At 64.9% G+C, this 14,811-nt stretch carries 12 protein-coding genes; 6 read left to right on the top strand and 6 right to left on the bottom strand.

Annotated elements, in window-relative coordinates; genetic code table 11:
- Position 1: 1 nt before the first annotated feature.
- The gene (locus CK224_RS12395; RefSeq protein WP_095781997.1) at positions 2 to 868 is read right to left on the bottom strand and encodes a helix-turn-helix domain-containing protein; all 867 of its coding nucleotides are present in this window, start codon (positions 866 to 868) and stop codon (positions 2 to 4) included.
- A 106-nt stretch (positions 869 to 974) separates the two neighbouring features.
- Between CK224_RS12395 and CK224_RS12400 the strand changes: the two genes are divergently transcribed.
- The 5 genes from CK224_RS12400 to CK224_RS12420 all read left to right on the top strand — a co-directional run bounded on the left by CK224_RS12400 (position 975) and on the right by CK224_RS12420 (position 7,266).
- On the top strand, positions 975 to 2,243 hold the full coding sequence (locus CK224_RS12400; RefSeq protein WP_095781998.1) for an ABC transporter substrate-binding protein: 1,269 nt from the start codon (positions 975 to 977) through the stop codon (positions 2,241 to 2,243).
- A gap of 148 nt (positions 2,244 to 2,391) precedes the next feature.
- Positions 2,392 to 3,252, top strand: a complete 861-nt coding sequence (locus CK224_RS12405; RefSeq protein ID WP_095781999.1) for a sugar ABC transporter permease — start codon at positions 2,392 to 2,394, stop codon at positions 3,250 to 3,252.
- Complete coding sequence (locus tag CK224_RS12410; protein ID WP_095782000.1) at positions 3,249 to 4,085, top strand: carbohydrate ABC transporter permease; 837 nt, start codon at positions 3,249 to 3,251, stop codon at positions 4,083 to 4,085. The genes CK224_RS12405 and CK224_RS12410 overlap by 4 nt, the downstream gene beginning before the upstream one ends.
- 12 nt (positions 4,086 to 4,097) lie before the next feature.
- Positions 4,098 to 5,183: a sn-glycerol-3-phosphate ABC transporter ATP-binding protein UgpC gene (gene ugpC, locus CK224_RS12415; protein ID WP_095782001.1), complete on the top strand. Its 1,086-nt coding sequence runs from the start codon at positions 4,098 to 4,100 to the stop codon at positions 5,181 to 5,183.
- A 55-nt stretch (positions 5,184 to 5,238) separates the two neighbouring features.
- Positions 5,239 to 7,266 (top strand): aldo/keto reductase, encoded by a 2,028-nt coding sequence (locus CK224_RS12420; RefSeq protein ID WP_095782002.1) that lies wholly within the window; start codon positions 5,239 to 5,241, stop codon positions 7,264 to 7,266.
- A gap of 168 nt (positions 7,267 to 7,434) precedes the next feature.
- Here CK224_RS12420 and CK224_RS12425 read toward each other — a convergent pair whose 3' ends face one another.
- Positions 7,435 to 7,863 carry an Lrp/AsnC family transcriptional regulator gene (locus CK224_RS12425; RefSeq protein ID WP_066991894.1) on the bottom strand — a complete coding sequence of 143 codons (429 nt, stop codon included), beginning with the start codon at positions 7,861 to 7,863 and terminating at the stop codon, positions 7,435 to 7,437.
- A 120-nt stretch (positions 7,864 to 7,983) separates the two neighbouring features.
- On the opposite strand from CK224_RS12425, the gene CK224_RS12430 reads away from it, so the two are divergent.
- The gene (locus CK224_RS12430; protein WP_095776745.1) at positions 7,984 to 9,087 is read left to right on the top strand and encodes a saccharopine dehydrogenase family protein; all 1,104 of its coding nucleotides are present in this window, start codon (positions 7,984 to 7,986) and stop codon (positions 9,085 to 9,087) included.
- 170 nt (positions 9,088 to 9,257) lie between these two features.
- Here CK224_RS12430 and lpdA read toward each other — a convergent pair whose 3' ends face one another.
- From lpdA to CK224_RS12450, 4 genes are all read right to left on the bottom strand, one after another.
- On the bottom strand, positions 9,258 to 10,655 hold the full coding sequence (lpdA, locus tag CK224_RS12435) for a dihydrolipoyl dehydrogenase (RefSeq protein ID WP_095782003.1): 1,398 nt from the start codon (positions 10,653 to 10,655) through the stop codon (positions 9,258 to 9,260).
- 276 nt (positions 10,656 to 10,931) lie between these two features.
- Positions 10,932 to 12,245, bottom strand: a complete 1,314-nt coding sequence (locus CK224_RS12440; protein WP_095782004.1) for a dihydrolipoamide acetyltransferase family protein — start codon at positions 12,243 to 12,245, stop codon at positions 10,932 to 10,934.
- Positions 12,246 to 12,260: 15 nt separating this feature from the next.
- The gene (locus CK224_RS12445) at positions 12,261 to 13,274 is read right to left on the bottom strand and encodes an alpha-ketoacid dehydrogenase subunit beta (protein ID WP_095776747.1); all 1,014 of its coding nucleotides are present in this window, start codon (positions 13,272 to 13,274) and stop codon (positions 12,261 to 12,263) included.
- A 3-nt stretch (positions 13,275 to 13,277) separates the two neighbouring features.
- On the bottom strand, positions 13,278 to 14,510 hold the full coding sequence (locus tag CK224_RS12450) for a 3-methyl-2-oxobutanoate dehydrogenase (2-methylpropanoyl-transferring) subunit alpha (protein WP_095782005.1): 1,233 nt from the start codon (positions 14,508 to 14,510) through the stop codon (positions 13,278 to 13,280).
- Between the last annotated feature and the right edge of the window lie 301 nt (positions 14,511 to 14,811).

The raw sequence follows: 14,811 nt of genomic DNA on the forward strand, positions 1-14,811 counted from the left end.
TTCAGCGCACGCCCGCCCTGCGGAAGTCGGAGGGCGACATGCCGGCAAGCTTGCGGAACGACTTGTTGAAGGCGCTGAGCGAGCCGAAGCCCGAGTCCATGGCGACCTTCAGCACATTGGCGCCCTCATGCATCAAAAGCGCCTGCGCGTAGCTCAGTCGCAGCAGATTGACATATTCGTTGAGCGTCATGCCGGTCGATTTCTTGAACAGGCTCATGGCGTATTTCGGATGGATGTCGGCCGCCGCCGCGATGTTCACGCAATCGATGTCGTAGAGGAAATTCTCGGCGATGAAATCGCACATGCGCCCGACATTGCGCGAGGACTGCTGGTCGAAGGCGCTGCCGGCCCCGTGTCCGGACGCTGTCGCCGGCACCAGCCGGTACGGCTCGAAGCGCACCCGCTCCAACCGCAAGAGCAGCTCGTTGACGGCGTGTTCGGCCTTGGCCGCATCGCCCGAGCGGGCATACTCGTTCCACCGCTTGAAATTGTCGTTGTCGGACTGGTCGGTGGCATTCGTCACCAGCGTCGCGCCCGTCATCAGCCGATGCCGGACATCGGCCGGCAGATGCAGCCTGAAGAAATGCACCAGCGGCAGATGCGCGCCGGCATAGATGGCGTCATCGGTGAGATCATCCATCTGGTGCGGCAGCCCGCCCCAGAACAGGCACATGTCGCCGGCCGAGAGCGCGATCTCATGCTCGGCCATGCGGTAATGCACGCTGCCGCGCACGATGAAGTTGACCTCGACCTGGGCGTGCCAATGCGGCTTCAGCATCACCAACGGCTGGTTGTGGAACATCTGCAAGGCCAGCGGCAGGCCTTCGACGCTGCTCGCGCCTGGCTGGTAGAACGGACGCTCCGGCATCTTACTTTCCGCCAATTTCTTATTCCCTTTGTCGGGGACAAGCCTTCCGCGCCGCATAATCTAGCCAGGCTCACGGTGAGAGAGCAAACGAAATGGGAGGATTTGAATGCGCACCACACTGAACTGCGCCGCGCTTTTGCTTGCCCTGGGCTCCGGCCCCGCTTTGGCGCAATCCGGCGAACTCACGATTTGGAGCTGGAACATCGCCGCTTCGTCGCTGAAGGCCACCGTCGCGGGCTTCAACAAGAAGTACCCCGACATCAAGGTCACCGTTCAGGACCTCGGCAACCAGCCGACCTATGACAAGTCGATCGCCGGCTGCGCCGCCGGTGGTGTCGGCCTGCCCGACATCGTCTCGATCGAGAACGGCGAGGCCGAGAACTATTGGAGCCAGTTCCCGGACTGCTTCGTCGACCTGCACACGCTGGGCTACAGCGCGGAAGACCAGAAGAAATTCCCCGATTTCAAGCGCACCGAGCTCGAAGTCGGCGACAAGGCCTATGCCATGCCCTGGGATTCCGGCCCGGTCGCCGTCTTCTACCGCCGCGACTTCTACGAGAAGGCCGGTGTCGACCCCGCATCGATCAAGACCTGGGATGATTTCATCGCCGCCGGCAAGAAGATCCAGGCCGCCAACCCCGGCGTCACAATGACCAACGCCGACTTCAACGGCGATACCGAATTCTTCCGCATGATCTCCAACGAGCAGGGCTGCGCCTATTTCGCCGAGGACGGCCAGTCGATCACGGTCAACCAGCCGAAATGCGTCGAAGCCATGACCAAGGTCAAGGAGATGAAGGACGCCGGCATCGTTTCTTCCGCCGACTGGTCGACCAAGATCACCAACAACACCGCCGGCACCGTCGCCACCCAGGTCTATGGCGGCTGGTATGAGGGCACGATCCGCACCGAATCGCCGAAGGAAAGCGGCAAATGGGGCGTCTACCTGATGCCGAGCCTGACCGCCGACGGCCCGCGCGCCGCCAATCTCGGCGGCTCCTCTTTGGCCATCACCTCGGCCAGCAAGAACAAGGAAGCGGCCTACGCCTATCTGAAATACACGCTGGAGACCAATGAAGGCCAGATCACCATGCTGAAGGATTTCGGCCTGGTGCCGTCGCTGATTTCCGCGCTCGACGATCCTTACGTTGCGCAGGGCCAGCCCTATTGGGGCGGGCAGGCGGTCTGGAAGGATATCCTCGCCACGCTGCCGAAGGTCGTCCCGAGCCGCGGCACGCAGTTCCAGAGCGATGCCGAGATCATCGTGCGGGCCGTGCAGACCAAGTATCTTGCCGGCGGCTATCCCGATGCCAAGGCCGCACTCGACGACGCCGCCAGCCAGATCGCCTCTGCGACGGGCCTGCCGGTTAAGTGAGCGTCGCTTTTCCTTCTCCCCTTGTGGGAGAAGGAAAGACAGGGCAGCGCCTGCATCGACCATTGGCACTGCTCCAGCAATTCAACACATGATCAAGACCGCGCCCGCCAGGAAGGCGCGACCCGAAACTGGAAGGAGGAGGAACACGATGCGCTACCGCAACGCCACCGCGTATCGCTTCCTCACGCCTTATCTCCTGATCTTCGCCATCTTCTGGATCTGGCCGATCATCAGCTCCTTCCTGATCTCCTTCCAGGCGACCCGCACCGTGCCGTGGCGCTTCGCGCCGACCTTCAACTGGGGCCGCCTGATCGGCGACCCCGCCTTCTTCAACGCGCTGAAGAACACGCTGCTGATCCTCGTCATCCAGGTGCCGGTGATGATCTCGCTGGCGGTCGTGATGGCGGTGCTTCTGAATTCGCCGCTGCTCAAGGCGCGCGGCCTCTACCGCTTCGCCTTCTTCGCCCCGGTCGTGGTCGGCGAGGTGGCCTATTCGGCGGTGTTCCGGCTGATGTTCAGCCTCGATTTCGGCATCGTCAACAAGCTCTTGAACAGCGTCGGCCTGGAGAAGATCGACTGGTTCTCCAACGTCACGCCGGCCATGGCGCTGATCATGATCGCGGTGACCTGGCGCTGGGCCGGCTACAACGCCATCATCATTCTTGCCGGCCTGCAATCCATTCCCGATGACGTCTACGAGGCGGCGACGCTCGACCGCGTCAGCAAGCTGAAGCAGTTCTTTTACATCACCCTGCCGCTGTTGAAGCCGGTCATCGTCTTTTGCGCCGTGCTGTCGATCATCGGTACCATGCAGCTCTTCACCGAACCATTCCTGATCACCGAACGCGGCGGGCCGGGCGGCGGCACCGAAACCCTTGGCCTCTTGCTATACCGCCAGGGCTTCCGCTCGCTCAATTTCGGCTATGCCTCGGCGATCGCCTACACCATGGCGGGCCTCGCCATCGCCATCACTTTGGTGCAGCTCTGGCTGACGAGGGAGCCGAAATGACCTCGCGCTCGCAAAGGCGGCTTGGGCGCAGCATCCTGCTGCATCTCGTCCTGACGCCGCTGGCGCTGATCTGGCTGTTCCCGCTGTGGATGATGGTGGTGTTCTCCACCATGCCCGACAACGGCATCTTCAGCCCCGGCATCGAGCTTCTGCCGCATGACGGCTTCCTCGACAATTTCAACAATCTGCAGCGCGACACCAATTTCGTCGGCGCGATCGGCATCTCGGTCTCGGTGGCGGTGACCTACACCTTTCTCTCGGTACTGCTGACCTCGATGGCCGGCTGGGCGCTGGCGCGCTACGACTTCCTCGGCAAGGGCGTGGTGGTGGCGATCATCTTCGGCACCATCACGCTTCCCTACGCCGTGGTGCTGATCCCGCAATTCATCATGGTGGCGCGCGACTTCCAGCTCGCCAACACCTGGATCGCGCTGATCGTGCCGCCGCTGTTCAATTCGCTCGGCGTGCTCTTCATGCGCCAGGCCTTTTCGATGATGCCGGCCGAGCTGTTCGACGCGGCGAGGGTCGAAGGCGTGAAGGAATGGCGCATCTTTCTGTTCGTGGCGCTGCCTTTGGCGCGGCCGATGCTGGCGGCCCTCGCCATCATTCTCTTCCTCGCCTCGTGGAATAACTATCTCTGGCCGCTTTTGATCAACAGCCAGCCCGGCGCGATGACGGCGCCGGTGGCGCTCGGCACCCTGATCGGCCTGACCAAGGTGTCCTGGGGCGGCATCATGGCCGGCGCCGTCATGCTGACCGTGCCGATGCTGATCGTCTTCGTGCTGCTGCAGCGCCATTTCATCGCCGGCATCGCCGCCGGCGCGGTCAAATAGGATAGGAACGAGATGGCCGCCGTCACCCTCACCAATGTCGTCAAGCGTTTCGGCACCTTCGAGGTCGTCCATGGCGCCAATATCGACATTACCGATGGCGAGTTCGTCGTCTTCGTCGGCCCCTCGGGATGCGGCAAGTCCACGCTTCTTCGCATGGTCGCCGGGCTGGAGGACATCAGCGGCGGCGAGATCGCTATCGGCGGCAAGGTGGTCAACGATGTCGAGCCGGCCGACCGCGGCATCGCCATGGTGTTCCAGTCTTACGCGCTCTATCCGCACATGACGGTGGAGCAGAATCTAAGCTTCGGCCTGCGCATGAACGGCAATCCGAAGGCCGACACCGAACGGCGGGTCAAGCGCGCCGCCGAAATCCTTTGCATAGACGAGCTGATGCAGCGCCGGCCGAAGCAATTGTCCGGCGGCCAGCGCCAGCGCGTCGCCATCGGCCGCGCCATCGTGCGCGAGCCGCAGGTCTTCCTGTTCGACGAGCCGCTTTCGAATCTCGACGCCGAGCTGCGGGTGCAGATGCGTGTCGAGATCTCGCGCCTGCACAAGGAGCTCGGCGTCACCATGATCTATGTGACGCACGACCAGACCGAGGCGATGACGCTCGCCGACCGCATCGTCGTGCTCAAGGCCGGCAATGTCGAGCAGATCGGCGCCCCGCTCGACCTTTACGACGATCCGGCCAACCGTTTCGTCGCCGGCTTCATCGGTTCCCCGAAAATGAATTTCATCGCGGCGAAGGTCGTCGATTTGTCCAACAGCGCCGCGACCGTCGAGCTCGTCAATCATGGCGGCGCCAGGCTGCGCAAGCCGCTTTGCGGCCCCTTGCCGGCGCCCGGCGCGGAAGTCGTGCTCGGCGTCAGGCCGGAGCATTTCTTCGAGGCCGGCGAGGGCGACTGCGACATTCCGGTGAAGGCCGACGTCGCCGAGCATCTGGGCTCGGTCAGCTATGTCTACGCCGATGCCGGGCCGGAGGAGCTGATCATCGAGCGCGAGGCCAGGCGCCAGCGCGCCGGCAGCGACCACTTCACCGTCTCGATCAGGGCCGAGCGCTCGCTGCTCTTCGACAAGACAGGCGCCAGGATTCGCTGACTTTCCTTTCTGCCCGATCGCGAAGGCGTGGCGGCGACCGCATGGAGAATTCGACATGACATTCGGAAAAATTCGCTGGGGCATTCTCGGACCCGGCAGCATCGCCAAATCCTTTGCCGGCGGCCTGGCGCAGTCGCGCATCGGCGAACTGGTCGCGCTCGGCGCTCGCAATCCCGGCAAGCTGGGCCTTGCCGAGACTTTTCCGGGCGCGCGCATCCTCGACGGCTATGACGCGCTGCTTGCCGACGAGGACGTCGATGCGGTCTATATTTCGATCCCGCATCCAGGCCATGCCGAATGGGCGATCAAGGCGGCAGAGGCCGGCAAGCATGTGCTGTGCGAAAAGCCGCTCGCGCTCACCGCCTTCGAGGCCGACGCCATGATGCATGCGGCGCGAAAAGCGGGCACCTTCCTGGGCGAAGCTTTCATGTACCGGCTGCATCCGCAGACGCTGCAGCTGGTCGAGCTGATCAAATCGGGCGCCATCGGCGAGGTCCGCATGATCAAGTCGAGCTTCGGCTTCGCCATGCCGGGCTTCATGCCCGAGCACCGGCTCTACGCCAACGAGCTGGCCGGCGGCGGCATCCTCGACGTCGGCGGCTATCCGGTCTCGATGGCGCGGCTGATTGCCGGCGCCGCGGCGGGAAAACCTTTCCTCGAGCCGGACAAGGTCGTAGGTGCGGGCCATCTCGGCCAGTCCGGCGTCGATGAATGGGCCTCGGCGGTGCTCCATTTCCCCGGCGGCATCGTCGCCGAGGTTTCCTGCAGCATCTCGCTCAACCAGGACAATGTACTGCGCATTTTCGGCACCAACGGCCAAATCGAGGTGCCGGACTTCTGGTTCGCCGGTGGCAACCGCGATGTCGGACCGGGCCGGATCGAGGTGATCCGGTCCGGCGGCACGCGCGAGGTGATCAGTGTAAACGAGATCCGCCACCTCTATTCCTTCGAGGTTGACGCCGCCGGCGAGGCGATCCTGGCCGGCCGCCAGGAATTCGCCTGGCCGGGCATGGGCTGGACCGACAGCCTGGGCACGTTGCGCGTTCTCGACAAATGGCGCGCCGCCGTCGGGCTGGAATACGAGATCGAAAAGCCGGCTAAGCGCGTCAACACCATCTCCGGCCGGCCGCTCGGCGCCAACGGCACAGCCATCGGCAAACGCGCGATTCCGGGCCTGCCGAAGCCCGTCTCGCGCCTGGCGCTCGGCTTCGAGGATTTCCGCACCTTCTCCTCGGGCTCGATCCTGCTCGACGCTTATTTCGAAGCCGGCGGCAACCTGTTCGACACCGGCTTCGTCTATGGCGCCGGCTACACCGAGACGCTGCTTGGGCAATGGCTGAGCAATCGCGGCGTGCGCCAGCAGTCGGTCATCATCGCCAAGGGCGCGCACACGCCGCTCTGCTACCCCGACGTGATCGGCAAGCAGCTTGCCCAGTCGCTCGACCGGCTGCAGACCGACCATGTCGACATTTATTTCATGCATCGCGACAATCCGGACGTGCCGATCGGCGAGTTCGTCGATGCCATGGACCGCGAGGTCAAGGCCGGCCGCATCCGCGGCCTGTTCGGCGGCTCCAACTGGACGATGGAGCGTATGGACGCGGCGATCGCCTATGCCGAACGCACCGGCAAGCAGAAGCCCGGCGCGCTTTCCAACAATTTTTCGCTGGCCGAGATGCTGGAGCCGATCTGGGCCGGCTGCATCACCTCTTCCACCGACGATTGGAAAGCTTGGCTGACGGCGCGGCAAATGCCCAACTTCGCCTGGTCGAGCCAGGGCCGCGGCTTCTTCACCGACCGCGCTGGCCGCGACCGCACCGACAATGAAGAGCTGGTGCGGGTCTGGTATTCGGAAAAGAACTTCGGCCGCCGCGACCGCGCCATCGAACTTGCAAGCAGGCTCGGCAAAAGCCCGATCCATGTCGCGCTCGCCTATGTCCTGGCGCAGCCCTTCCCGTCCGTTCCCCTGATCGGCCCGCGCACGCTGGATGAGCTGGAGGACAGCCTCAAGGCGCTGGATATTGCGCTGTCGCCGGACGATCTGGAGTGGCTGGACAACGGGCCGGAGAGACGGAGGGCGTAGCGCCAATCTCCCCCCTCGAGGGGGAGATGGCCGCAAGGCGGCCAGAGGGGGTCGGTCCGACTGGGCTCGGCCTGCTGCGGCAGATGGAGTTGGCGCTCCGCGAGGCGACCTCCTCTGGCCTGCCGGCCATCTCCCCCGCTTGGGGGGAGATCACCAGTTTCGCTGCCCTCAGCGATCAACCCGCGTCGACAAAATAATCGACGACGACGTCCGCTCCACTCCCTCCATTGCCCCGATCTGGTCGAGCAGCGCGTCGAGATCCCGGATCGACGGCGCGTCGACGATGACGATCATGTCGAAATTGCCGCTCACCGAATGCACCGTCCGGACCGGCGGCATTGCCTCCAGGCTACGCACCACCTTGTCGGCGAGTTTCGGCGTGACGGTGAGCAGCACATGCGCCTTGACCAGACCCTGCTCATAGTCGGGCGACAGCCTGACGCCGTAGCCTGCGATGATGCCGCGCTGCTCCAGCCGCTCGATCCGGCTCTGCACCGTGGTGCGCGACACGCCGAGCTTTCTCGCCAGCTCGGCGGTGGAGGCGCGCGCGTTGGCGCGCAGCAGCGTCAGCAGGGCCTGTTCAGCTTCACTGATCATTTCGACGAAACCCTTCGGCAAATTGCACTATGTTCAGCTTCACTTTGCCAGATTCCGAGCTTCCTTTCGACAGGCAAGCTGCGATGATTCCTGCCAACTCGAACTGGCAGGGGTATCGTCATGAAAAACATTGTTGTCGTCGGTGCCGGCAAGATCGGCTCGACCATCGCTGAAATGCTTACCACCACGGGCGACTACCGCGTCACGGTGGTCGACCGTTCGGCGGCCCAGCTCGCCGCAGCCGAATTGCCGGCCGGCGTCGAGAGCAAGGAACTCGACATCGCCCTGCCCGGAGCGCTTGAGGCAGCGCTTGCCGGCAAATTCGCTGTGCTGAGCGCCGCGCCCTTCCACCTCACCACCCGCATCGCGGAGGCTGCGGCGAAGGCGGGCGTGCATTATCTCGACCTCACCGAGGACGTCGCCAGCACCCGCCGGGTCAAGGAACTGGCCCGTGAGGGCAAGAGCGCCTTCATCCCGCAATGCGGCCTGGCGCCGGGCTTCATCTCGATCGTCGCCAACGATCTGGCCAGCCGCTTCGACACGCTGGAAAGCGTGCGCATGCGCGTCGGCGCGCTGCCGCAATATCCGTCGAATGCGTTGAACTACAATCTCACCTGGAGCACCGACGGCGTCATCAACGAATATTGCGAGCCTTGCGAGGCGATCGTCGAGGGCGAGCTGGTCGAGGTGCCGCCGCTGGAGGAGCGCGAGGAATTCTCGCTCGACGGCGTCACCTATGAGGCTTTCAATACCTCCGGCGGTCTCGGCACTCTGGCCGAGACGCTGAAGGGCAAGGTGCGGACCCTGAACTACCGCACCATCCGCTATCCCGGTCATGCCGCCATCATGAAGGCGCTGCTCAACGACCTCGGGCTGCGCCACCGCCGCGACGTGCTGAAGGACATTTTCGAGAGCGCCCTGCCGGCGACGCTGCAGGATGTCGTCATCGTCTTCGTCACCGTCTCGGGCCGCCGCAACGGCCGCCTGCTGCAGGAGACCTATGCCAACAAGATCTATTCGCACCGCGTCGGTTCCGTCGTGCGCAGCGCCATCCAGATCACCACCGCCTCCGGCATCTGCGCCGTGCTCGACATGCTGGCCGACGGCACGCTGCCGGCGAAAGGTTTCGTCCGGCAGGAAGACATCGCGCTCGACGCATTTCTGGCCAACCGCTTCGGCCGCGCCTACGCCCAGCACGAGACGGCGAGCCGCCTGGCGGGCTGAGCTTTGTGATCTCCCCCCTTGAGGGGGAGATGTCGCCGAAGGCGACAGAGGGGGTCCTCTCGGCCAGTGCAGCGCATGTAGAAGCCAAAGACGGAAGTCGGCGCTTCACGCGCGGCGACCCGCTCTGGCCTGCCGGCCATCTCCCCCTCAAGGGGGAGATCACGCTCCCTCTAAACATGCAGCGCGTGCCCGAGTGCCTTCAGCGCCGCTTCCTGGAAGCCCTCGCCCTGGGTCGGATGCGCATGAATGGTGCCGGCTATGTCTTCAAGCCGCGCGCCCATTTCGAGCGCCAGGCCAAAGGCCGCGGCCAGTTCCGAAACGCCCTGCCCGACCGCCTGGATGCCCAGCACCAGATGATTGTCCGCGCGGGCGACGATGCGCACGAACCCATCCTCGCCTTGCTTGGTCATGGCGCGGCCGTTGGCTGCGAACGGAAAATGTCCGATCTTGATCTCGCCGGCGAGCGCCTTCGCCTCGTCCGGCGACAGGCCGGCGGTGACCAGCTCGGGATCGGTGAAGCAGATCGCCGGGATCGCGCGCTTGTCCCAGCCTCGTTTGTGGCCTGCGACGATCTCGGCCACCATCTCGCCCTGCGCCATCGCCCGGTGCGCCAGCATCGGCTCTCCGGTGACATCGCCGATAGCGTAGATGCCCCGCATCGAGGTGCGGCACTGGTCGTCGATGCGGATGAATCTTCCGACCATGTCGAGGTCGATCTGCTCCAGCCCCCAGCCCTCGGTGAGCGGCTTGCGCCCCACCGTGACCAGGACCTTGTCGGCGGCGACCTTGGCGTTCTTGCCATCTGCCGTCTCGACCAGCAGCGCATCGCCCTTGGTCGACAGCCCCTTGGCCTTGGCACCCAGCATCACCTCGATGCCGAGCTCGCCGAGCCGCTTCAGCACCGGCCGCGTCAGCTCGGCATCATATTGCGCAAGCACGCGCGGCAGGGCTTCGACCACGGCGACCTTGGCGCCCATCTTGGCGAAGGCCATGCCGAGCTCGAGCCCGATATAGCCGCCGCCGACGACGGCGAGCTTGTCCGGCACCGCGCTCAGCGCCAGCGCTTCGGTCGACGAGATGACCGGGCCGCCGAAGGGCAGGAACGGCAGTTCGGCCGGCACCGAGCCGCTGGCGATCACCACCGCCTCGGCGCGGATCACCTGGCTTCCCGTCTCGGTCTCGACCTCGACGGTCTTGCCGTCACGGAACGTCGCCCAGCCCTGCACGGTCTTGACCTTGGCCTTCTTCAGCAGGCCAGCGACGCCGCTGTTCAGCCGGCTAACGATGCCGTCCTTCCATGCGACCGTCTTGGTCAGGTCGAGCGTCGGCGGGGCGACCGCGATGCCGAGCGGCCCCTTGCCGCCGGCCATGTGCGCGATCTTCTCGAACTCTTCCGCCGCGTGAATGAGCGCCTTGGACGGGATGCAGCCGACATTGAGGCAGGTGCCGCCCGGCTTGCCGAACTCGACGATCACCGTGTCGATACCGAGTTGCCCGGCGCGGATGGCGCAGACATAGCCGCCCGGACCGGCGCCGATGACGAGCAGCTTGCAGGAGATCTCTTTCATGGGCTTCTCGTTGCTGAGCACGGGGATTTTGGCAGAGGGTTAGGGCCTGGCGAACGCAGACCGTGGCGATTGGCCGATATCCTTGGAATCTCGTCATCCTGGGGCGGAGCAAGGAGCGTAGCGACGCGCGTAGACCCCAGGATCCATGCCGTGACGTGAAGGCGTTGCAACGGTCCAGAATTCTGGTCCGCCGCGCCCTTCGGGCGAGGTCGCGGCATGGATCCTCGGGTCAAGCCCGAGGATGACGAGGGGACAACGTCGTCCGTATCCATACGACTAATCCACGAAGATCAGCGCCGGCGTCTCAAGCAACGTCTTGATCCGCTGCACAAACACCGCGGCATCCCAGCCGTCGATGACGCGATGGTCGAAGCTGGACGACAGGTTCATCATCTTGCGCGGGATGAACTGCGTGCCGTCCCACACCGGCCGCACCATGATCTTGTTGACGCCGACGATTGCCACTTCCGGATAATTGATGACCGGCGTGGTCGCCACGCCGCCCATCGCCCCGAGCGAGGTGATGGTGATGGTCGAGCCGGAAAGCTCATCGCGCGTCGCCGTGCCGGACTTGGCCGCGTCGGCAAGCCGGTTGATCTCGGCCGCGCTTTCCCAGAGGTCGCGGGCCTCGGCATGCTTGACCACCGGCACGACGAGCCCGGTCGGTGTCTGGGCGGCGATGCCGACATGGATGCCCGCGTGCTGGTGGATAACGCCGGCCTCGTCGTCGAACAGCGCGTTGAGGTTCGGCTGGTCGGCGATCGCCTTGACCATTGCCCGCATCAGGAACGGCAGCAGCGTCAGCTTCGGCCGGTCTTGCCGCTTCTCTTTGTTGAGCGCGGCGCGCAGTTCTTCCAGCGCCGTGACGTCGACCTCCTCGACATAGGTGATATGGGGAATGTGCGACTTTGCCAGCGCCATCTTCTCGGCGATCTTGCGCCGCAGCCCGACGACCTTGATGTCCTCGACGCCCTCCTTGCGGGCAAGGCCGGTCGCGCGCGCAAGCTGCGGGCCGCGCGCCAGGAAGGCCTCGAAGTCCTCATGGCTGATGCGCCCGGCCGGACCGCTGCCCGCAACCTGGCGCAGATCGATGCCGGCTTCCTTGGCGCGCAGTCGGACGGCAGGGGAAGCCAGCGGCTTTTCGCCTTCCGCGCGCGGCGCGCCGATGACGGACGCTAGGCGCCCAGCCTTCGGTGCCGCTACGGAAGGCTGAGCCGGGACCTGTGCCGGTTTCGGCGCCGCTTTCGGGGCGTCCGACACCGGTTGGGACTTTGCCTCCACGGGGTCGGCGGGCGCTTCTGCCTTCGGCGCGGCCTTGGCACCGCTGCCTGCGTTCACGTTGCCTTCGCCGGCGATTTTGAGCCGCACGATCGGCGAGCCGATCGCCACCGTGTCGCCGATCTCGGCGCCGAGCCAGAGGATCTCGCCATCGACGGGCGAGGGAATCTCGACCGTCGCCTTGTCGGTCATGACGGCCGCCAGCACCGCATCCTCGCGCACCAGGTCGCCGATCTTGACATGCCATTCGACAAGCTCGGCCTCGGCGACGCCTTCGCCGACATCGGGAAGCTTGATGACATATTCGCCCATCGTCCGGCCTCCCCCTCAGGCTTCCATGGTCTCGACCAGCGCGCGCCCGACCCGCGCGGGACCGGGGAAATATTCCCACTCCTGCGCATGCGGATAGGGCGTGTCCCAGCCGGCGACCCGCGCCACCGGCGCCTCCAGATGGTAGAAGCAGTTCTCCTGCACCAGCGCCGCGAGCTCGGCGCCGAAGCCGGAGGTCAAAGTCGCCTCATGCACGACGACGCAGCGCCCGGTCTTCTTCACCGAGGCGACGATCGCATCGAGATCGAGCGGCAGGAGCGTCCTGAGGTCGATGATTTCGGCATCGATGCCGGTTTCCGCGGCCGCGGCCTGCGCGACATAGACCATGGTGCCGTAGGCGAGCACGGTGACCGCCGAGCCTTGCCGGCGGATCGCCGCCTTGCCGAGCGGTATGGTGTAATGGCCATCCGCCACCTCGCCGAGCTCGTGCTTCGACCATGGCGTCACCGGGTTGTCGTGATGGCCGTCGAAGGGGCCGTTGTAGAGCCGCTTCGGTTCCAGGAAGATGACCGGGTCCGGATCCTCGATCGCGGCGATCAATAGCCCCTTGGCGTCATGCGGGTTGGACGGCACCACCGTCTTGAGGCCCGAGACATGCGTGAACAGCGCTTCCGGGCTCTGGCTGTGCGTCTGGCCGCCGAAGATGCCACCGCCGGTCGGCATCCTGACGACGATCGGGCAGGTGAAATCGTTGTTGGAGCGGTAGCGCAGCCGCGCTGCCTCCGAGACGATCTGGTCGTAGGCCGGATAGACATAGTCGGCGAACTGCACCTCGACGCAGGGCCTCAGCCCATAGGCGGCCATGCCGATGGCCGAGCCGACAATGCCGGATTCGCTGATCGGCGCATCGAAGCAGCGGTTCTTGCCGTATTTGGCCTGCAGACCCTGCGTGCAGCGGAACACGCCGCCGAAGAAGCCGACATCCTCGCCATAGACGATGACGCGCTCGTCGCGCGCCATCGAGACATCCATGGCGTCGCGGATCGCCTCGATCATGGTGCGTCTGGGCATCGATCAGACCCCCGCCTGCTGGCGTTGGCGCCTGAGATGCGGCGGCGTCTCGGCATAGACGCCTTCGAACATGTCGCGCGTCGACGGCTTGCCGCCGGCATGCAGCGTGCCGTGGCTTTCGGCTTCCTTCTGCGCCGCGATCACGGTTTCGAGGATCTCGGCTTCCGCCTGGATGTGGCGCTGTTCCGTCCAGACTTGCTTGTGGATGAGATGGTTCTTCAGCCGGATGATCGGGTCGCCGAGCGGCCAGGCGTCCGATTCCGCCTTCGGCCGGTAGGCCGACGGATCGTCCGAGCTCGAATGCGCGCCGACGCGGTAGGTGACATATTCGACCAGCGTCGGCCCGAGATTGCGACGCGCCCGCTCGATCGCCCATTTGGCTACCGCATGGACGGCGAGATAGTCGTTGCCGTCGACGCGCAGCGACGGGATGCCGAAGCCGAGACCGCGCGCGGCGAAAGTGCCGGAGCCGCCGCGGGCAATGCCCTGGAAGGTGGAGATGGCCCACTGGTTGTTGACGACATTGAGCACGACCGGCGCCTTGTAGGTCGAGGCGAAGACCAGCGCCGCATGGAAATCGGATTCCGCCGTCGAGCCGTCGCCGATCCAGGCCGCGGCGATGCGGGAATCGTTGGAGATCGCCGAGGCCATCGCCCAGCCGACCGCCTGAATGTACTGCGTCGCCAGATTGCCGGAGATCGAGAAGAAGCCGTGCTCCTTCGAGGAGTACATGATCGGCAGCTGCCGGCCTTTCAGCGGATCGGCCTCGTTGGAATAGATCTGGTTCATCATCGCAACCATCGGGTAGCCGTCGGCGATGAGCAGGCCGGCCTGCCGATAGGTCGGGAAGTTCATGTCGCCAGGCTGCAGTGCCTTGCGGAAGGCGCAGCTCACCGCCTCTTCGCCCAGATGCTGCATGTAGAAAGAGGTCTTGCCCTGGCGCTGCGCCATCTGCATGCGCGCATCGAAGGACCTAAGCGTCATCATATGGCGCAGGCCTTCGAGCAGTTCCTCGTCGGTGAGCAGCCCGGCCCATGGCCCGACCGCTTCGCCGGCGCGGTTAAGCACGCGGATGATGGAGAAGGCCATGTCGCGGATGGTGCGCGGATCGACATTGACCTCCGGCCGCGGCACCGATCCGGCCTTGGGAATGGTCACATTCGAGAAGTCGGGCGTGCCGCCGGGCCGAACCTCGGGCTCGGGGACATGAAAGCGCAACATTCCAGCATCGGCCATGACCTTCGTCCTCCAATGTTGCCGGTGCGATACTTGCACATCCGCGCCGCCATTTCATCGGGCGAGATGGCGGCCGCCCTCCCGGTCATCAGCCTCGTCGAGCCGATGCGGCACATGGCCGACAAGATGCAGATATGGCGCTGAAATTTCTTGTCGATGTTTGCAAGCGTCGCGCAATTTGGCGGAAGTTTGCGGAGCGTTTGCCGCCACAAAAGACAACCAAGGCATGCGCGCCGGCCGACGCAGCTAATCTCCACCCTCGTGGGAAGATGCTCGGCAGGGCAGAGGGGCGTGACAGACT

Origin of the sequence: Mesorhizobium sp. WSM3862 (assembly GCF_002294985.1) — a bacterium.
Taxonomy (GTDB): Bacteria; Pseudomonadota; Alphaproteobacteria; order Rhizobiales; family Rhizobiaceae; genus Mesorhizobium.

Excerpts from the sequence above, each read along its gene's own strand:
- CK224_RS12395 (WP_095781997.1), bottom strand. The coding sequence starts at position 868 with ATGCCGGAGCGTCCGTTCTACCAGCCAGGCGCGAGCAGCGTCGAAGGC.
- CK224_RS12400 (WP_095781998.1), top strand. The coding sequence starts at position 975 with ATGCGCACCACACTGAACTGCGCCGCGCTTTTGCTTGCCCTGGGCTCC.
- CK224_RS12405 (WP_095781999.1), top strand. The coding sequence starts at position 2,392 with ATGCGCTACCGCAACGCCACCGCGTATCGCTTCCTCACGCCTTATCTC.
- CK224_RS12410 (WP_095782000.1), top strand. The coding sequence starts at position 3,249 with ATGACCTCGCGCTCGCAAAGGCGGCTTGGGCGCAGCATCCTGCTGCAT.
- ugpC (WP_095782001.1), top strand. The coding sequence starts at position 4,098 with ATGGCCGCCGTCACCCTCACCAATGTCGTCAAGCGTTTCGGCACCTTC.
- CK224_RS12420 (WP_095782002.1), top strand. The coding sequence starts at position 5,239 with ATGACATTCGGAAAAATTCGCTGGGGCATTCTCGGACCCGGCAGCATC.
- CK224_RS12425 (WP_066991894.1), bottom strand. The coding sequence starts at position 7,863 with ATGATCAGTGAAGCTGAACAGGCCCTGCTGACGCTGCTGCGCGCCAAC.
- CK224_RS12430 (WP_095776745.1), top strand. The coding sequence starts at position 7,984 with ATGAAAAACATTGTTGTCGTCGGTGCCGGCAAGATCGGCTCGACCATC.
- lpdA (WP_095782003.1), bottom strand. The coding sequence starts at position 10,655 with ATGAAAGAGATCTCCTGCAAGCTGCTCGTCATCGGCGCCGGTCCGGGC.
- CK224_RS12440 (WP_095782004.1), bottom strand. The coding sequence starts at position 12,245 with ATGGGCGAATATGTCATCAAGCTTCCCGATGTCGGCGAAGGCGTCGCC.
- CK224_RS12445 (WP_095776747.1), bottom strand. The coding sequence starts at position 13,274 with ATGCCCAGACGCACCATGATCGAGGCGATCCGCGACGCCATGGATGTC.
- CK224_RS12450 (WP_095782005.1), bottom strand. The coding sequence starts at position 14,510 with ATGGCCGATGCTGGAATGTTGCGCTTTCATGTCCCCGAGCCCGAGGTT.